This is a genomic window from Streptomyces sp. T39, from assembly GCF_008042045.1.
Lineage (GTDB): Bacteria > Actinomycetota > Actinomycetes > Streptomycetales > Streptomycetaceae > Streptomyces.
The window spans coordinates 77,688-94,492 of record NZ_RDBP01000041.1 but is presented as its reverse complement, the minus strand read 5'-3'; the positions used below and the strand labels follow the sequence as shown (position 1 = coordinate 94,492).

Below are 16,805 nucleotides of genomic sequence, written 5' to 3'. Positions count from 1 at the left end.
CGTCATCCCGCGACAGGCGTCCCGCGCGACGTCAGCAGTGACGTCCGCGCGACCTGCGGCCCAGGAGCAGTACCAGGGCCAACACGGCGACACCGGCGCCGACGAGCACCGGCCCGCGGTTGCGGTTCGCCGCGGTCGCGGCCTGCGACGCCTTCTCCCGCACCGGCTCGGGCGTGCTGTCCCTGGCCGATCGCAGGAGGAACGCGGCCTTGTCCTGCGCCCGGTGGGCGGCGTCGGCGGCCTTCTCCTTGGCTGCGGTCGCCTTCTCCTGCGCCTGCGCCTTCACGTCGGCCTTCGCCGCCAGCGCCTCGACCGTGCGGCCGAGTTCCTCACGCGTCCCCTCGATCCGGTGCCGCAGCTCCTCCGGGGTGGCGTCGTGGGCGGCGTCGTCCGGCTTCTCCGGCTGTCCCGGAAGTTCTGGCTGTCCGGTCATCGGTGTGCACTCTCCTTGATCTGTGCGATGTCCGCCTGGACACCACGGACGGCCTGCTGGGGAGCCATGGGGGTGGCCGCGCCGACCTCCTTCCTGCCCAGGGCCGCGAGAACGCCCGCGACGACGAACAGGACGGCGGTGATCACCAGGGCGGACAGCCACAGCGGCCACACCAGGGCGAGGGCGATCACGGCGGTGGCGACCAGCGCCTGGAGGGCGATGACCCCGATCAGGCCCGCGCCGCCGAACAGCCCGCCACCCCTGCCGAACCGCTTCCCCTTCTGCTTCATCTCGGCCTGCGCGAGCGCCAGCTCCTCGCGCAGCAGTCTCGATATCTGCTCGGACGCCTGCTTCACCAGCTCGCCCACCGGCTCGTGGTGTTCGGACGTCCTGGGATGGGATGAGTCCATCGCTCCGCTCCCTTTCTGGCCTTCGTGGCGTCGCAGCCTGTCGGGGCGCGAGTACCCGAGGTCGCCCGCTGCATGCGTCGGCGTCACGACGGGCGGCGGACCGCCACGCGCCGCCCGGCGCAGACGGACGCGCCGACGGACCGTCGGGGCGGGGGCTGCGCTGTTCGTGGGCCGCGGCAGCGCGTCACACCGCCGTCGGACACCTCGGCGGCCGGTCTCCGTATGATCCGCCCATGGCTGAGCGATCTTCCCCTCCCCCCGACGATCTCGTACGGCTCCAGCGCGACGCGGACGCCGCCCGGCGTGAGGCGGAGCGGCAGGGACACGCCCCCGAGGCCCGGCGGGTGTGGCAGGAGGCGACGGCGGTGGTGAAGAACGCCGTCGCGGAGCACGCGGCGGCCGAGGACGTGGATGCCCGGGAGCTGGAGCGGGACGTGCAGGAGGCCGCCCGCGAGGCGAACGGCGCGGACGGCGGCTGACCGGACCGGCCGAGGTGCACGCGGCGCGTCGCGGAGCGGGCCCGGGCGTCGGTGACGCCGTCGGTGCGGATCAGGACCGGTCGCCCGGCCGGAGCGGTGCCCGGTGGGACCGAGGGCACCCGGCGGGACGGCCCGGCCGGCCCGAGCGGCAGCCGCACCGGGCGCTCCAGGGCGTCGGGCAGGATGCGGCGGCGGTGGTCCGGCACCCGGTGTCCCGCGGTCGTCCCGTCCCCGGCCGGACGGGGACGGCCGGCGCCGGCGGCGGTCACTCGGGGGGCAGCGCCGTGTGGTCGGGGTGGTTCCTGGTGCGGCGGGCCTCCTTCATCTCCGCCTCGTACAGATGGTCGCGGCCGTCCGCCAACTCCTGGCGGACGGCCGCCTCCAGCTCCTGGAAGGGCCGGTAGTAGGTGGCGTTGTAGGCCTCGACGATCTGGAAGGTCCAGTGGCCCGGGATGACGTTGCGGCCGAGGATCTCCCGCTCGACGCGCTCCGCCTGGTCGTGGTGCCCGGCTTCGCGCAGCAGGCGGACGGCGTCGTCCAGCGTGAGGTCGGCGCCGCCGGTCAGCTGGTGGAACGCGTAGAGCGCGCCACGGGCCCGCTCGACCGTCTCCAGTGCCTCCGAGAGTGCCCCCAGGGCGCGGACGGTGGTGTCGGACATGCCTTCGGGGCGCCGGTGTGCCTCGTCGGGCGGCTGCGGGTCGGATGTCATGCCTGGTTCTGTTCCCCGGATGCCGGGACGCAGACTGCGGCATCCGGGTCGAGGGCCGGCCTCAAGGGCAGGGAGACGCCGCCCCGCTGTGACCGGCAGGAGGCCGAAGGGGGTCCCGGCGCCGGTCCCGGGTGACGGACCGGCGCGCCGGGACGGGGGGTTCCGGCGCGGCCGGCGCGGGCCCGTGCGCGCGGACAGGCGTAGCCCGCCGCGGTGCCGGGAAAACCTCAACTGCCCACCAGGCAGCATGAGTTCACCGACATGCTCCCTCCCACGCGCCCGGCTCCGCAGGAGCCGGGTCCCCCCACCAGCGAAGGGACAGCAATGCCGAAACGCACATGGACGACGTGGACCGGCGCCGCTGCGGCGATCGTCCTCGCCGTGACGCCGGCCGCGGACGTCGCGGCCGCACCGCAGCCGGAGCAGAGCGCGGCCGCCGTCGTGACACTGCGCTACGACGACAGCCGAGCGGCCGGCTGGGAGGCGGCGATAGCCGCCGGAGTCGCCTCGTGGAACGCGGCCGTCGGCACCGTCCGGCTGGTCGAGGCCGCGCCCGGCACCGCGGCCGAGATCCAGATCGTGGCCACCACCGGCTGGCCGCAGGCCACGCTCGGCCCGGTCCGCCCGGGAGGGCGGGCCCGGGTGGAGCTCGGCAGCCAGGCGGTCACGGACGGCTATGACAAGACCCGGATCGCGGCCCACGAGATCGGCCACAACCTGGGCCTGCCGGACACCAAGCCGGGACCGTGCTCCCAGCTGATGTCGGGCTCCAGCGCGGGCACGGCCTGCCGCAACGCGGTGCCGAACGCGACCGAACGGGCCCGCGTCGCGGCGTTCTACGCCCAGTTCGCCGTCCGGACGCCCGCCGACGGACGCGTCCTCGTGGACATGCCCTAGCGTCCGGGCCGCCGCCCGTGCCCACCCGTGCACGGGCGGCGGCCGTCGTCCCACGGGCGGCACGCCTCGGCGATCGACAGGCTGTTCTCGTACAGCAGGCAGTTCTCGTACAGGTGGTGACGGGTGATCCGGCCCGGTCGACGGTGAGGCGCAGCGCGAACGGGCCCTCGAAGGATCTGCCCGTCGCCCGGACGGTCCCCGGCACGTGTCCTGTCCGGTCGGCACCGCGTCGCGGCCGTCGGCGACCGGCCGGCGTACGGGGTGCCCGGCGGATCGCCGCCGGGCACCCCGTACGCTCGGTGCGGCACAGAGGAGCAGTGCGGGCGGGGTGTGCGGGCGGGTGGCGCACTCCGCCGGCCGCGGCGTGAGCAGGAGAGCGACGATGACCGAGCCGTCCGGGCACGGGACGGGCCCGTACGCGGACACGGAGCACCGTGCCGCGACGACACGGGTCTTCATCGCCCTCGCGCCGCCCGACGACGCCAAGGACGAGCTGGCGCGGGCACTGGCCCCCGCGTACGCGGCGTACCCGCGCATGCGGTGGAACCGCATCGAGGACTGGCACATCACCCTGGCGTTCCTCGGGGAGCTTCCGACGGACGCCGTGCCACGGCTGCGCCGGCCCCTCGCGGAACTGGCGGCTGCGCGACCGCCGCTGGAACTCTCGCTGCGCGGCAGCGGGCATTTCGACGAGCGGGTGCTGTGGAGCGGGATCGACGGGGACCTGGACGGGCTGCACCAGCTCGCCGCCGAGGTGCGCGCCGCGGTGGAGGAGGGCGGTGTCCCCTTCGCGGGGCGGCCGATGCGGCCGCATCTCACGCTGGCACGCGCACGCCGCGACGACACGGCGGCCGTGGTGGAGGCGGCGGCCGGGCTCGCCGGGTTCACCGGCCGGCGGTGGCGGTCGGCACGGCTGCACCTGGTCGGCAGCGACTTCGGCCGGGGCCCGGGGCCGATACGGTACGGCGACATCGCCTCGTGGCCCTTCGAGGGGCGCTGACCCCTTCTCCTGCACCCGTCCCCCACGCACGGCCCGCGAACGTCGACGGCCCCCGGGGTTGCGTACGCGGCCTCCGCTTCACGCCCCATCGCCACGAAAACCCGCCCGCCGGTGCGATCTGCCCCCTGAACTGCCCTTTTGCACCGTCCGCCCCCCAGACGGAACTTTTCCGTCCGGACCACTGAGGCGTACCGTCTGGTCGGACGGGGGTGTCCGAGTGCGCTGAAGCAGGAGACGGAGAGCACCGTGATCGAGACCCTCGCGTTCCGCAGCAACCGCCTCGACGCGACGGAGGACTTCCTCTCCCGGGCGTACACGCCCATGCGGATCGGGGGGCGCCCGCAGGAGACGGGGGCGCGCATCGACCGCGTGTCGGCCGGCGGGCTGACGGTCGACAAGCTGGACTTCGACTACGCCATGTCCTACGACGCCGGCGCGCTGGAGAAGGTCTGTCTGATCACCCTGCACCGCGGCGTGGTGCTGGACTCCACCGACGGCCGTCACGATCTCTACGGCCCCGGTGACACCTTCATGGTCGCACTGCCGGACCGGCCGTACACCGGCGAGCTGCGCGCGGCCCGGTACACGATCACCATGTTCGACACCGCGGTGCTGGACGAGGTCGCGGGCACCGGAGGCCGCGACGGCGCCCCGGTCCGGTTCACCGGCCAGAGACCTCTGGACGCCGCCGCCGGCCGGCGCCTGGGCCGAACGGTGGCCTTCCTGCGCGACACCGTGCTGGGCGGGCAGACGCCGGCGGAGGAACTGGTGGTGTCCACCGCCCTCCGGCATCTGGCGGCGGTCGCCCTCGCCACCCTGCCCACCGATCTGACCGACGACGAGCCGCGGCCGGCGGACAGCCGCGACGCGGGGACCGCGACGCTGCGCCGGGCGATGGCGTTCATCGAGGAGAACGCCCACCGGGCCATCGGCCTCGCGGACATCGCCGCGGCCGTGCGCGTCACCCCCCGCGCGGTCCAGTACGCGTTCCGGCGCCACGCGTCCACCACTCCCCTGGGCCATCTGCGCCGGATGCGCCTGGCCCACGCACACGCCGACCTCAAGAGGTCGGGCGACGACGGAGCGACGGTCCTGGACATCGCCACCCGGTGGGGCTTCGCCCACCAGGGGCGCTTCGCCGCCGCCTACCGCGACGTCTACGGAGTGTCTCCGTCCGAGACCCTGCGCACGGCTCCCTGACCGGGGGCGCGGCCCGGCACGGCCCCCGCGGATGCGTGGCGCACGGCCGCCCGGGTACCGGTGACGGCAGACAGGGCCGTGGAACCGGGGCCGCCCGGCGGCACGGCCGGCGGCACCGCGGACGACGGGACGGTCATGAGCGCACAGACGCGGATCCGGGTGGGCCGGCGCGCGGTGGCCGTCAGCCGGCCGGACAAGGTCCTCTTCCCCGACGACGGGATCACCAAGGCCGGACTGGCGGAGTACTACCGCCGGGTGGCCGGCGCCATGGTCCCCCACCTCGCCGGGCGGCCGCTGATGCTGGAACGCCGCCCGGACGGTGTCACGGGCCAGGTGTTCATGCAGAAGGAGGTGCCGGCGTACTTCCCGGAGTGGTTCCACCGCGTCGAACTGCCGAAGGAGGGCGGCACGGTCGTGTACCCGGTGTGCGACGACGGCCCGTCACTGGTCTACCTCGCCGGTCAGGCGTGCATCACCCCGCACCGCTTCCTGTCGCGGGCGGACCGCCCCGACCACCCCGACCGTCTGGTGTTCGACCTCGACCCGGCCGGGGAGGACTTCGCACTCGTCCGCGTGACCGCGCTCCGCCTGCGCGAACTGCTGGACGGCATCGGACTGCCCTCGGCCGTGATGACCACCGGATCGCGGGGACTGCACGTCGTCGTCCCGCTGGACCGGCGCGCCCCGTTCGACGAGGTGCGACGGCTCGCGCGGGCGGTGGCCGAGGTCCTCGCGTCCCGCCACCCCGGCGAGCTGACCACCGCGGCCCGCAAGGAGGCCCGCGGCGGGCGGCTCTATCTCGACGTCCAGCGCAACGCCTACGCCCAGACCGCGGTCGCGCCCTACGCGGTGCGCGCCCGCAGCGGCGCGCCGGTGGCGGCGCCGCTGCGGTGGTCCGAGGTGGAGGAGGGCGGGATCGACGCCCGCACGTTCACGACGGCCACCGTCGTCGGGCGGCTGGACGACGATCCCTGGCGGGACGCCTTCCGGCGTCCCCGTTCCGCGCGGGCGGCGCTGCGCCGCCTGGAGCGGGACACCGGCGACTGACCGGCCGGCGGGGGACCCGGGGCCCGGACCCCGCCGGTTGCCGCGGTCGGTCGCCCATGACGGTGAGTACGCGTACTCAGGCAGGGCGAGCCGGGCCGGCCGGAGACTCTGCCCATGACACAAACCCGTTTTTCTCTCGGCGAGTTCGCCCCTGGCCGGCGCGGTCTCGCGGCTGTCGCGCTCGCCTCGCTGGCCCTCACCGGCTGTGGGAGTGAGCCGAGCGGCACCCACCCGCAGGCCGAGGCGGCCGGGAGCGTCGCCTCAGGGAAACCCGCCCGGACGTCCACCGAGCAGGAGGCGTTCGCGGCGATGCTGGCCGAGTTCGCGCAGGCGTGTCCTCCGTCCGACGGGGTCCCGCTGGCCTCGTCCGCGACGTCGCCGGGTACGGAGCCGGTGCGGAGTCCCGCCCCCGGAGAAACTCCCCCGGCCGGCCCGATCGAGCCCGCTCCCGCCACGGGGCCCGCGACCGTACTGGACCGCCACGACTGGTGCGCCGGGGGCCGCCACGAGCAGCGCATCGTCGAGGCGCTGCAACAGGTCGCGGAGCCCACTCCCGCCCGGGTCCGGAAGACCTTGAACGACCTCGGCTACATCGACGAACACATTCACGGCCTGGAGCAGGACGGCAGGACCACCCGCTTCCACCTCGACCTGCGCGAGAACGGCGGCCGGCTGTGCCAGGCGGGTCTGGCGGCGGGTGCGACGACGGACGTCACCTCGTGTGCGGCCCCCGCGAGCGGACCCTTCGCCGTCGAGTCGGAGGAGCAACGGTGACGGCGGACCGGAGAGCGGGTCGGCGCCCGGGCTCCGGTCCTCTGCCGACTACGCCGCGCCGGGAAACCTCTCCAGGAGCGACTCACGCTGCCGGGGGCCCAGACCCTGAACGCGCCGGCCCTCCGGGATGGCCAGCTCCTCCATGGCCTGCGCGGCGCGGACCTTGCCGACACCGGGGATCGCTTCGAGCAGCTGTCGCACCTTGGTCCTGGCGACGACGTCGGAAGTGCTGCGAAGTATGTCGGGCAGGGAGCGCTGCCGGGACTTCAGCTCCCCCAGCAACTCGGAGCGCTCCCTGCGGACGCGAGCCGCCTTCTGGAGTGCCGCAGCCCGCTGCTCGGGAGTCAGGGTGGGAAGTGCCGTCATCGTGTGCCTCTCTCGCTGTGTCTCCGTCCGGCTTACGTCTTGCCGGGCGGGCGCCGTTCAGTCCTGCTGTCCCCCCTGCGTCCGGATCGGGCCGCCTGCGCCGAGGACCTCCTTCACGCCTGCTCATCGGTGGCGAGGAAGCCGGCCAGGACGGGGGCGAGGAGCTCGGGGGCGATGGTGTGCTCCTGCCCGGGGAAGACGTGGAGTGTGAAGTTGTCGGCCAGTGCGGCGAGTTCCCGCGCGCCGGTGAGCATGTGCGGGGGTCCCGCGTCCCCGCTGCCGACGAGGACGGGCACGGTCACGGACCGCCAGCGGTCGGCGGGCAGCGGCCGGCCGGACATGGTGTCGCCCATGATCCGGCCGTCGTACGGCAGGGTGTTGGCGGTGGCCTCCATACCGCTCCAGAAGGGGGCCTGCCGCATCCCGGCGACGGCCTCGGCGGGCACGCCCACGGCCGCGGTCATGAAATAGGCGGCGGCATCGCCGTACGCTCCCTGCCTCACGAGGTCCGTCAGGTGGGCGACGTAGTCGTGGGGCAGCGGGGGGCGGCTGGAGTCGGTGACGAAGGGCGGCTCGTACAGGGCCAGCCTGGAGACGGCGCTGCCCCGCGCCACGGCCTCCAGCGCCAGGACGGCGCCGGAGGACATGCCGAAGACCCTCGCCTCTCCGCCCGCGCGCTCGATGAGGGCGTCGAGGTCCTCGACCTCGCGCTGCACGTCGTACTCCGGGCTGTCGCCGCTGTCGCCGCGGCCCCGGCGGTCGTACGTGAACACGGTGAAGTGCTCGGCCAGCAGGCCGGCGAGTGCGGCGGAATCACCGCGCGTCATGAAAGCGCCGCCGACGAGCACCACCGCGGGGCCTGCGCCCTGCCGCTCGTAGGCGATGGCGGTGCCGTCGGCGGAGAACACCTTGTCCATGGAGAACCACTCCCTGTGCCTGCGGGGTACGGAGAGCCGGCAGCCCGGCCCTTCGGAACTGGACGGTACAGTACCCATGCGGGTACTGGTCAGTCCAGTACTCTTCTCTGGGAGGGCAGGCGTATGGAGAAGGAGCCGACGATGGACAGCCGTTCCGCGCGCAAGCACGAGGCGATCCTGGAGGCAGCGACCAGCGTCTTCCTGGAGAAGGGATACGCGGGAACGAGCATGGAGGACATCGCGAAGCTCGCGGCGGTGTCCAAGCAGACCGTCTACAAGCACTTCTCCGACAAGGAGAAGCTCTTCGGCGACGTCGTCCTCGCCACCACCGACCGGCTCGACACCACGATCGACCTGCTGGCCGACATGCCCGCCGACGACACCGAGCTGGCGGAGAACCTGACCCGGCTCGCCCGACGGTTCCTGACAGCCCTCACCGACCCCCGGGTGATCCAGCTGCGACGCCTGATCATCGCCAACGCCGACGTCTTCCCCGACCTGGGAACCGAGTGGTACGAGCGGGGCTTCCAACGAGGCCTCGCCACGCTGGCGTCGGCCTTCCAGCGCCTGGCCGACCAGGGGCTCCTCCGCATCGACGACGCGCTCCTGGCCGCAAACCACTTCTCGGGCCTGCTGCTGTGGATCCCGGTGAACCAGGCCATGTTCACCGGTGGCACCCACCACACCGATGCCGACCTCGACCGCTACGCGACGGAAGGCGCCCGCGCCTTCCTCGCCGCCTACCGCTGACCGACAGCCCGGCCTCGCCCACTCCCGTGGCCTCGGCCCGGGGCCGCTGGTGGCCCGGGTGCGGGGTCAGGAGGCCAGGGCGTCCGTCACGGGGGCCCAGTCGAGGTGGGCGCTCTCGCCGCCGAGGTTCACCAGCGCGTACGTCTCCCGGAGCAGCCGCACCAGCGGGCCGCGTTCCATCATGATGATCGCCCGGTGGCCGTCCCTGTCGAGACTCAGCAGGACCTGGCCGGCGGGCGCCGGGGAGACCCGGACGTCCCCGGTGCCGGCGGGCGCGTCGACGCCCGCGTGGAGCATGCCCCGGTCGACGTACCAGACCACGTCCATGCCCCGGGCCACGTGGAAGGTGAACTGGACGGCGTACGGGTCGCGGGTGTCGTAGCGGAGCGTGGTGGACACCGGTATGCGGCAGCCCTCCCTGATCTGATGGGCGATCACCCGCCGGGCGACCCTCCGGCGCACCGGCAGACTGCCGTCGCTGAACGTTGTCATATGGCACTCCCTCGACGGTCGGTCACGACGGCTGTCGGCGCGTCACCCGTCTCCTCACCCCGAATCGGTGCGGCACACATGCTGTTCGCCCATTGGCCATGTTCCGGTTTCACGGCGGGCGGGTGGCCGCGGAACGAAACGCGTGCCGCGGAAATCGCGGTGACGTGCCGTGGCCGAGGGGGCAGACTCGGCCCATGGATGATGTGCGGGCGTTCCGGGACGCGGTCACGCGCTGGGCGGCGGGGGCGGCCGATCCGCAGGTGGCGGAGTTCGCCGCCCGGGCGAAGGAGCTGGCGGCGCTGCTGCCGGTGCGGACGGCGGTGCTGCTGGAAGGCCCGAGCGACGTCGCGGCCGTGGAGACGCTGGCCGGGCGCCGGGGCCGGGATCCGGTGGCCGAGGGGGTGTGCGTCATCTCGATGGGCGGGGCGATGAGCGTCGGCCGCTACGCGGATGTCCTCGGGCCCGCCGGGCTGGGTCTGCGCCTCATCGGGCTGTGCGACGAGAACGAACGCTCCTTCTACGACCGCGCTCTGGAGCGGGCCGGGGTGCCGTCCCGGGATGTCTTCGTGTGCGCGAAGGACCTGGAGGACGAACTCGTCCGCGCGCTGGGCACGGAGCGGGTCGAGGAGATCATCCGCGCCGAGGGCGATCTGCGTCCCTGGCTGACCTTCCGGCGTCAGCCCGCACAGCACGGGCGACCCGCGCACGAACAGCTGCGGCGCTTCCTCGGCACGAAGAAAGGGCGCAAGATCCGCTACGGCCACCTCCTCGTCGACGCCCTCGACCCGGGCCGGGTGCCCGCGCCGCTCGACGACCTGTTCGCGAGCCTGTGACGGGCGGTTTCGGGGCGCCTCGCCGTGCGCCCGGGCCGCAGGGCGCGGCAGCGGAGCCGGTCACGCGCTCCGGCGGTGCTCGCGGACGGCGATCCTGGCCAGCTTGGTCAGCATCATGCCGTTGCGGATGGTGACGAGGTAGTCCACGGGCAGGCCGTGCATGCGGGTGCCGGGGCCGCGGAGCGCATGCCAGTCGAGGGTGAGGAGGGTGTTCCCACCCCAGGGGAGCAGGTGCATCGCGATGCGTGCGGCGCCGAAGGGGTCGGCCTTCGCCTCCAGTTCGAGCCGCCGTTCCGGTTCGCTGATGCGGACGACGCAGGTGTCGTCGAGCGTCAGCGGCCCCACGCCCACCCGTACGCTCAGCCGCGCCCCGACATCCGGCCAGTGCGGGTCCGCGCGCATGACCTCGCGGGTCCCGGTGACCCACTCGCCGTAGCGGCGGCCGTCGGACAGCAGGCGCCAGACCTCGGCGGGCGGACTGAGGATCAGACGGCGGGTACGGGCCATGCGGCTCCACGCTCCTTGCGGGGACGGAGGGCGGAGGCGGTGACGCCGCGCACGGCCCACCGGGTGCACCGGCCGCCTCCGTGCCCCTGGCACCCTACGCACACCGCCGCGCGCCCCGGCCGCGACACCCCGCGCCGGCCTCCGGCCCGGGGACCCCCTGCCGGGTCGGCGGATCCACCGGACGGTCGAGGGCACGATGAAGACGGCGTCCGGCGGGTGGGGCGGGGGCACGCGTCGCGTGCCGCCCTGCCCGCGCCGCACCCGGTCTCAGCGCCGGGCGAGCGCCAGCAGGCTCAGGCCGAACATCAGGACGCCCAGGGGAAGATGGACGGCCGGAACGTGCGCGATGCCCAGCACCACCTGGACCGAGGCGAGGACGAGGAATCCCGACGCGTGCAGGACCGCCCGGGGCGATCCGCCGCCCGGCTTCCACGCCGCCACCGCGGCGAGCAGGTGGAGCATCGACGCCCCGTAGGTCACCCGGGCCCCGACGCTGTGCAGCGTCTCCCCGTAGGACGTGGTGAGCAGCAGTCCGGCGGAGACCGCCTGGAGGAAGATGGTCACGGTCTGCAGGGCGATCGCGATCGGCAGGAACGGTACGCCGCGGCGGGCGTCCGCCGTCACCTGGGTGGCCATGTCGCAGTCCTCGTTTCCGCCCGCGGGCGTACGCCCCCGGGCCGTCGGTCGGTAAGGTCTCACCGGTTCGACGAAGCGGGCCCGCGAAAGGTAAGGCGAGGGGGCGGCCGGAGGCATGGGAGCTGTCGGGACCGAGGGGGCGGGGCMCGGCGGGGCGGACGAGGTGGCGGGCGAGCGGCACCGGCTGATCGACGTCGCCTACCGGCTGCTCGGTTCGGTGACCGAGGCCGAGGACGCCGTGCAGGACGCGTACGCGCGCTGGTACGGGCTGTCCCGCAGCCGCCGGGAGGAGGTCCGCTCCCCCGGTGCCTGGCTGACGACGGTGACCGCCCGGATCTGCCTGGACCTGCTCGGTTCCGCCCGGGCCCGCCGCGAGCGCTACGTCGGCGCCTGGCTGCCCGAACCCCTGCCCGGCCGCGCCGTGTGGGGCGCCCCGGGCGGCGCCCGCGCCGCCGACCCGGCCGACCGGATCGTCCTGGACGAGTCGGTGACCATGGCCTTCCTCGTCGTCATGGAGTCGATGACGCCCGCCGAGCGGGTGGCGTTCGTCCTGCACGACGTCTTCCGGTACCCGTTCGCCGAGATCGCCGGCGTGCTCGACCGGACCCCGGCGGCCTGCAAGCAGCTGGCGTCCTCCGCCCGGCGCAGGGTCGGCGCCGGGCACGCCCCGGGGGCGGCGGACGGCCGGGCCGAGACGGTGCGGCACGTCAAGGCGGCCTGGGAGACCAAGGACATCTCCGCCCTCGTCGGCCTGCTCGACCCGGCCGCCGTGATGACGGCCGACGGCGGGGGCCTGGCCGGCACCGTGCTGCGCCCGGTCGAGGGCGCCGCGCGCATCGCCGCGTACATGGTCGCCGTGGCGGACCGGGCCCCGGGGCTCGAACTCCTGGAGCAGCCGGTCAACGGGTCGCCGGGCCTGGTGGCCCGGCGGGACGGCGTCGTCGTGACCGTGGCCGCGTTCGACGTCGACGGCGGACGCGTCACCCGGATCTGGGTGGTCCGCAACCCGGAGAAGCTGCGGCCGTGGACGCGGGAGGAACGGGCCGTGCCCGGTGCGTGAGCCCCCGCGCCGGCGGGCTACCAGCGGTGGTGCACCCCGGCGCGGATGCGGCGGTCGTACAGGTCCCGGACGGCGGCCAGCGTCTGCGGCGGCAGCGGGTCCGCTCCGGCGGCTTCCGCGTTGGCACGGGCCTGGGCCGCCGAGCGGGCTCCGGGGATCACGCTCGTCACGCCCGGCTGCTGGACGATCCAGCGCAGCGCGGCGGCCGCCGGGGTGCGCTCGGGGCCCACGATCCCCGCGAACTCGGCCGCCGCGGAGACGCCGGTGGCGAAGTCGACGCCGGAGAACGTCTCGCCCTGGTCGAACGCCTCGCCGTGACGGTTGTAGGTCCGGTGGTCGTCGGCGGCGAAGACGGTGTCCTCGGTGTACCGGCCCGACAGCAGACCGGACGCCAGCGGTACCCGCGCGATGATCCCGACGCCGGCCTCGGCGGCCGCCGGCAGCACCTCGTCGAGCGGCTTCAGCCGGAACGGGTTGAGGATGATCTGCACGGAGGCGGTGCCGGGCCGGGCGATCGCGGCGAGGGCCTCCTCGCACGTCTCGACGCTGACGCCGTACGCCGCGATCCGCTCCTCCGCGACGAGCGTGTCCAGCGCGTCGAAGACCTCGTCGGAGGAGTACACGGAGGTCGGCGGGCAGTGCAGCTGCACCAGGTCGAGCCGCTCCACACCGAGGTTCCTGCGGGAACGGTCGTTCCAGGCGCGGAAGTTGCCGAGGACGTAGTTGTCCGGGATCTGGTCGGCGCGCCGGCCCATCTTGGTGGCGACGAACACCTCCGTGCCGGGGCGCTCGCGGAGGTAGCGGCCGATGAGCTGTTCGCTGCGGCCGTCGCCGTACACGTCGGCCGTGTCGAAGAAGGTGACACCCGCCTCGACGGCGGCGTCGAGGACCGCGAGCGCGTCGCTCTCGGCGACATCGCCCCAGTCGGCGCCCAACTGCCATGTGCCGAGCCCCACGACGGAGACGTCGCGACCGGTCCTGCCGAGTACCCGCTGTTCCATGGGGCGCATCCTATGCCGCGCCCTGCCGCGCCCTCCCGCCCGGGCGGGGCGCGTCGCCGCAGGTCGCTCCGGACCCGGCCGCCCTCCCGCGGCGGCCCGCGCGGGTCGCGCGCACCGCCCCCGCCGCGCGTCCGCCTCACCGGCGCATCGGCAGCTCCGTCAGTCCGGCGAGTTCGGCGTCGGTCGCCGGGCGCAGCAGCGACAGGACGCGGCGGGCCGCCGCGAGGTCCGCTCCGGAGCCCCCCAGCGTCACGGTGTGGACCAGGCCGCCGCCGCTCAGGCGCAGTTCGCGTCGGGGGTGATCGCCTCCGTAGGTCACCAGCAGGCGGCCTCCCCCGTCGTCGGTGCAGACGATCGGGTCGCCGAAGGGGACGGGGCAGCCCGCAGCGTCGGCCCGGCGGCGGTCCTGCCCCGCACGCGCCACACCGAGGTGGAGCCGCGGGGAGCCGGCCCGCTCGTAGTCGGCGCCGAAGCCGTCCTCGCTCGCGCCCAGCACACGCACGGTGTATCCCGGCGGCGGTTCCCCGACCATCAGCATCGCCCGGTCCACACCGTTGGCGGTGATCCACTCGTCGAGCGTGGGCGGGCCGGACGCGTCCACGGCCGTGTACACGCCGCCCGCCGCCAGGGCCGCGGCCGTCCCGAGGGCGCCCAGCCGGATCCGGGTCCCGGGGACGAGGAGCGCGGCGGCCACCGCGTAGCACAGGCCGCCGGCCAGGTGGACGGGCAGCACGCTCTCCAGAGGGTCGACCCGGTGTCCGACCGCGGCCGCGGCCGCCGCACCGAGGGTGCCCAGGGCCCAGACGGCCGCCGCCCACATCCACGGACCGGCTCCGCGGGCCGTGAGGGGCACCACGGCACGGGCGTGGGCGCCGAGCAGGGCGAGCAGTCCCACCGCCGAGGCGGCGACCACGGCGAGGAGACCGGCGGCCCACGGCATGCGCCCGGCGAACACGGCGACGAGCACGGCCTGCAACTGGACCGCGCTCACGGCGCATCCGGCCAGCCAGACGGCGACGAGATGGGCGGCCGTGCGCCGTGGGTCGTTCCTCGGGGTCACGCAGACGATCACGCCGCCCCGGCGTCCTCGGTTCCCGGCCGGGGCCCGGAGCGGAGCCGGGGCGGCGCCGCCCTGTGCCGCCGGTGGGGCCTCGGTCCGGGTGTGCCCGCGAACGCCGTGCACGCGCCTGTGCGCCCGGACCGTCGTCCCCGCTCCTCCCGGGGGCGGCCGGTCTCGACACGGGCCCGCGCCCGCTGCCGGAGGACCTCGCCCGGGGAGGGCCGTCCCGGGGGCCTGCGGCGCACATGAGGTGTGCCACAACGACCGGCCGCGCCTGTCGCCCCGGCCGTCTCCTCTGGTACATGTGGCAGAACCCGTTCGATTTCACCCGGAAGCACCGCCATGAACCAGGGACCCGACCCCGACCACCTGACCTTCACCGTCGACCTCACCGTGGAGGAGGCCCGCAGGCGGGCCGAGGTGGTCGCGGCGCTGGGGCCCGACTGGGACCCGGTGGCCGTCCTCCGCTCCGAGGAGGCCGCGCACGCGCTGCTCTACTCGGGGCTGGACGCCGAGCAGCGGCGGATCCACTCGATGCTGGTGGCGGCGGGTGTGCTGCCCGGTGAGGAGCCCGGCCGTGCGGCTGCCCGTTGATCCGCAGGCCGACCGGGCCCGCCGGGCGTGGGTGGCCTGTCCGGGGTGCGACGACGCCCGCGGCTGCGAGCCGTGCGACCAGCGGCGCAACTGCTCCGAGCACTGGCGCTACCTGATCTCCAACCAGGGGCCGAGGGTCCATCTGCAGTGCCCGAACTGCACCCACACCTGGACCCTCGACACCGGACGGCGCGCCCGCGGCTGAGGCTCAGCAGATGCGCGGCAGCTGCTCGCCGAGCGGCATGTCCACCACCCGCGTACCGCCGAGCGCGGTACGGGCGACGACCATCCCGGGGTGGGCCTCCACCGCCTCCCCGATCACGGTGGCCCCCGCTCCCAGCGGATGGGCCCGCATGGCCGCCAGCACGGCGTCGGCGTGCTCGCGCGGGACGAAGGCGACCAGCTTGCCCTCGTTGGCCACGTACATCGGGTCGAGACCGAGGACCGCGCACGCGCCGGCCACCGGGGCGGGGACCGGGACGGCACGCTCCTGGACGACCACACCGGTGCCCGAGGCCGCGGCGATCTCGTTGAGCGAGGCGGCCAGCCCCCCGCGGGTGGGGTCGCGCAGCACATGGAGGTCGGGCGTCACCGCGAGCATCGCCCCGACCAGACCGCCGAGCGCGGCGCAGTCGCTCTCGACGGCGGTCCCGAACTCCAGCCCCTCGCGCACGCTCATGATCGCCACACCGTGGACGCCGATGTCGCCGCTGACGATCACCACGTCGCCGGGGACCACCCGCTCCGGCCGCAGGTCGACGCCGTCCGGGATCAGCCCGATGCCGGAGGTGTTGATGTAGACGCCGTCCCCGTGTCCGGCCTCCACGACCTTGGTGTCGCCGGTGACCACCTGGACGCCCGCGGTGCGGGCCGCGGCGCCGAGCGCGTTGGCGACCCGGGCGACCACATCGGTGCCGACCCCCTCCTCCAGGATGAAGCCGCAGGAGAGGTAGGCGGCGCGGGCCCCGCTCATGGCGAGGTCGTTGACGGTGCCGTTGACGGCGAGGTCGCCGATGCTGCCGCCGGGGAAGAACAGCGGGCGCACCACGAACGAATCGGTGGAGAACGCCAGCCGGGCGCCGCCGAGTTCGAGGTCCGCCGCGTCCGTGGTGGCGCGGAGCGCCGGCCCGCCGAAGGCGGGCACGAAGATGTGCTCGATCAGCTCGGCGGACATCGCCCCGCCGCCGCCGTGGCCCATCACCACCCGCTGCTGGTCCCTCAGCGGCGCCGGGCAGGTCCAGGAGAGCATGTCGGGCGCCTGCGGGCGCACGGCGGCTCCGGTGGTCTCAGACAACGGGACTGCCCTCCAGGGACGGGGTCTTCTGCTGCTGGGGCTGCGGCGGGCCGTCCTTCTGCCGCGCGGGGGCGGCGAGGTCGAGCCGCCGGTAGAGGTAGTAGGCGGCGCAGGCGCCCTCGCTGGAGACCATCGTGGCGCCGAGCGGGGAACGGGGGGTGCAGCTGGTGCCGAACGCCTCGCACTCGTGGGGCTTGAGCAGACCCTGCAGGACCTCTCCGCTGCGGCACTCGGCCGGTTCGCGGGTGTCGATCCCCTCGACGGAGAACCGCTGCTCGGCGTCGTACTCCCGGTACCGCTCGGAGAGCCGCCAGCCGCTGTCGGGGATGACGCCGATGCCGCGCCA

General features: G+C 74.7%; 22 protein-coding genes and 2 pseudogenes. 11 read left to right on the top strand and 13 right to left on the bottom strand.

The window, feature by feature from the left end:
- Positions 1-31: 31 nt before the first annotated feature.
- A complete protein-coding gene (locus tag EAO77_RS28880; protein ID WP_147991276.1) occupies positions 32-433 on the bottom strand; it encodes a DUF3618 domain-containing protein in 402 nt (133 codons plus the stop codon).
- Positions 430-843 carry a phage holin family protein gene (locus tag EAO77_RS28875; RefSeq protein ID WP_187283462.1) on the bottom strand — a complete coding sequence of 138 codons (414 nt, stop codon included), beginning with the start codon at positions 841-843 and terminating at the stop codon, positions 430-432. Before EAO77_RS28875 ends, EAO77_RS28880 begins: the two co-directional genes overlap by 4 nt.
- Before the next feature lie 233 nt (positions 844-1,076).
- On the opposite strand from EAO77_RS28875, the gene EAO77_RS28870 reads away from it, so the two are divergent.
- Positions 1,077-1,322 carry a hypothetical protein gene (locus tag EAO77_RS28870; RefSeq protein WP_147991275.1) on the top strand — a complete coding sequence of 82 codons (246 nt, stop codon included), beginning with the start codon at positions 1,077-1,079 and terminating at the stop codon, positions 1,320-1,322.
- Between the two features lie 265 nt (positions 1,323-1,587).
- On the opposite strand, the gene EAO77_RS28865 is transcribed toward EAO77_RS28870, so the two are convergent.
- A complete protein-coding gene (locus EAO77_RS28865) occupies positions 1,588-2,031 on the bottom strand; it encodes a hypothetical protein (RefSeq protein WP_147991274.1) in 444 nt (147 codons plus the stop codon).
- 324 nt (positions 2,032-2,355) lie between these two features.
- On the opposite strand from EAO77_RS28865, the gene EAO77_RS28860 reads away from it, so the two are divergent.
- On the top strand, positions 2,356-2,928 hold the full coding sequence (locus EAO77_RS28860; protein ID WP_147991273.1) for a snapalysin family zinc-dependent metalloprotease: 573 nt from the start codon (positions 2,356-2,358) through the stop codon (positions 2,926-2,928).
- Here EAO77_RS28860 and EAO77_RS40485 read toward each other — a convergent pair.
- Positions 2,925-3,142: pseudogene (locus tag EAO77_RS40485) on the bottom strand (nuclear transport factor 2 family protein); the annotation flags it as partial. The gene EAO77_RS28860 and the pseudogene EAO77_RS40485 overlap by 4 nt on opposite strands.
- A gap of 168 nt (positions 3,143-3,310) precedes the next feature.
- Between EAO77_RS40485 and thpR the strand changes: the two are divergent.
- The 4 genes from thpR (at position 3,311) to EAO77_RS40480 (ending at position 6,949) form a co-directional block, all read left to right on the top strand.
- On the top strand, positions 3,311-3,928 hold the full coding sequence (gene thpR / locus EAO77_RS28850; RefSeq protein ID WP_147991272.1) for an RNA 2',3'-cyclic phosphodiesterase: 618 nt from the start codon (positions 3,311-3,313) through the stop codon (positions 3,926-3,928).
- Positions 3,929-4,174: 246 nt separating this feature from the next.
- Entirely contained in the window at positions 4,175-5,128 is a 954-nt protein-coding gene (locus tag EAO77_RS28845; RefSeq protein ID WP_261994182.1) for a helix-turn-helix transcriptional regulator, read from the top strand.
- A 135-nt stretch (positions 5,129-5,263) separates the two neighbouring features.
- Complete coding sequence (gene ligD, locus EAO77_RS28840) at positions 5,264-6,175, top strand: non-homologous end-joining DNA ligase (RefSeq protein WP_147991271.1); 912 nt, start codon at positions 5,264-5,266, stop codon at positions 6,173-6,175.
- A gap of 114 nt (positions 6,176-6,289) precedes the next feature.
- Positions 6,290-6,949 carry a hypothetical protein gene (locus EAO77_RS40480; RefSeq protein WP_147991270.1) on the top strand — a complete coding sequence of 220 codons (660 nt, stop codon included), beginning with the start codon at positions 6,290-6,292 and terminating at the stop codon, positions 6,947-6,949.
- Positions 6,950-6,997: 48 nt separating this feature from the next.
- On the opposite strand, the gene mihF is transcribed toward EAO77_RS40480, so the two are convergent.
- Together mihF and EAO77_RS28825 are read right to left on the bottom strand one after the other, a co-directional pair.
- Positions 6,998-7,315 carry an integration host factor, actinobacterial type gene (gene mihF, locus EAO77_RS28830; RefSeq protein WP_147991269.1) on the bottom strand — a complete coding sequence of 106 codons (318 nt, stop codon included), beginning with the start codon at positions 7,313-7,315 and terminating at the stop codon, positions 6,998-7,000.
- 113 nt (positions 7,316-7,428) lie between these two features.
- Positions 7,429-8,232, bottom strand: a complete 804-nt coding sequence (locus EAO77_RS28825; RefSeq protein ID WP_147991268.1) for an alpha/beta fold hydrolase — start codon at positions 8,230-8,232, stop codon at positions 7,429-7,431.
- A 141-nt stretch (positions 8,233-8,373) separates the two neighbouring features.
- Here EAO77_RS28825 and EAO77_RS28820 point away from each other — a divergent pair, with 141 nt between their 5' ends.
- Complete coding sequence (locus EAO77_RS28820; protein WP_222723702.1) at positions 8,374-8,982, top strand: TetR/AcrR family transcriptional regulator; 609 nt, start codon at positions 8,374-8,376, stop codon at positions 8,980-8,982.
- Positions 8,983-9,048: 66 nt separating this feature from the next.
- Here the strand turns inward: EAO77_RS28820 and EAO77_RS28815 are convergent, their stop codons facing one another.
- Complete coding sequence (locus tag EAO77_RS28815) at positions 9,049-9,474, bottom strand: SsgA family sporulation/cell division regulator (protein WP_147991266.1); 426 nt, start codon at positions 9,472-9,474, stop codon at positions 9,049-9,051.
- 194 nt (positions 9,475-9,668) lie between these two features.
- On the opposite strand from EAO77_RS28815, the gene EAO77_RS28810 reads away from it, so the two are divergent.
- Entirely contained in the window at positions 9,669-10,307 is a 639-nt protein-coding gene (locus tag EAO77_RS28810) for a TOPRIM nucleotidyl transferase/hydrolase domain-containing protein (RefSeq protein ID WP_147991265.1), read from the top strand.
- A 60-nt stretch (positions 10,308-10,367) separates the two neighbouring features.
- Here EAO77_RS28810 and EAO77_RS28805 read toward each other — a convergent pair whose 3' ends face one another.
- On the bottom strand, positions 10,368-10,814 hold the full coding sequence (locus EAO77_RS28805; protein WP_147991264.1) for an SRPBCC family protein: 447 nt from the start codon (positions 10,812-10,814) through the stop codon (positions 10,368-10,370).
- A gap of 267 nt (positions 10,815-11,081) precedes the next feature.
- On the bottom strand, positions 11,082-11,450 hold the full coding sequence (locus EAO77_RS28800; protein WP_147991263.1) for a hypothetical protein: 369 nt from the start codon (positions 11,448-11,450) through the stop codon (positions 11,082-11,084).
- Positions 11,451-11,565: 115 nt separating this feature from the next.
- On the opposite strand from EAO77_RS28800, the gene sigJ reads away from it, so the two are divergent.
- The gene (gene sigJ / locus EAO77_RS28795) at positions 11,566-12,510 is read left to right on the top strand and encodes an RNA polymerase sigma factor SigJ (RefSeq protein WP_147991262.1); all 945 of its coding nucleotides are present in this window, start codon (positions 11,566-11,568) and stop codon (positions 12,508-12,510) included.
- A 17-nt stretch (positions 12,511-12,527) separates the two neighbouring features.
- On the opposite strand, the gene EAO77_RS28790 is transcribed toward sigJ, so the two are convergent.
- Together EAO77_RS28790 and EAO77_RS28785 are read right to left on the bottom strand one after the other, a co-directional pair.
- Complete coding sequence (locus tag EAO77_RS28790; protein WP_147991261.1) at positions 12,528-13,511, bottom strand: aldo/keto reductase; 984 nt, start codon at positions 13,509-13,511, stop codon at positions 12,528-12,530.
- Positions 13,512-13,647: 136 nt separating this feature from the next.
- Positions 13,648-14,583: a hypothetical protein gene (locus EAO77_RS28785; RefSeq protein ID WP_147991260.1), complete on the bottom strand. Its 936-nt coding sequence runs from the start codon at positions 14,581-14,583 to the stop codon at positions 13,648-13,650.
- Positions 14,584-14,913: 330 nt separating this feature from the next.
- Between EAO77_RS28785 and EAO77_RS28780 the strand changes: the two genes are divergently transcribed.
- Both EAO77_RS28780 and EAO77_RS28775 read left to right on the top strand, forming a co-directional pair.
- Positions 14,914-15,165: a DUF6400 family protein gene (locus tag EAO77_RS28780; RefSeq protein ID WP_147991259.1), complete on the top strand. Its 252-nt coding sequence runs from the start codon at positions 14,914-14,916 to the stop codon at positions 15,163-15,165.
- Entirely contained in the window at positions 15,149-15,370 is a 222-nt protein-coding gene (locus EAO77_RS28775; protein ID WP_147991258.1) for a hypothetical protein, read from the top strand. Before EAO77_RS28780 ends, EAO77_RS28775 begins: the two co-directional genes overlap by 17 nt.
- A gap of 3 nt (positions 15,371-15,373) precedes the next feature.
- On the opposite strand, the gene hypE is transcribed toward EAO77_RS28775, so the two are convergent.
- Positions 15,374-16,414: a hydrogenase expression/formation protein HypE gene (gene hypE, locus EAO77_RS28770; RefSeq protein WP_147991281.1), complete on the bottom strand. Its 1,041-nt coding sequence runs from the start codon at positions 16,412-16,414 to the stop codon at positions 15,374-15,376.
- Between the two features lie 37 nt (positions 16,415-16,451).
- Positions 16,452-16,805: pseudogene (locus EAO77_RS28765) on the bottom strand (hydrogenase formation protein HypD); the annotation flags it as partial.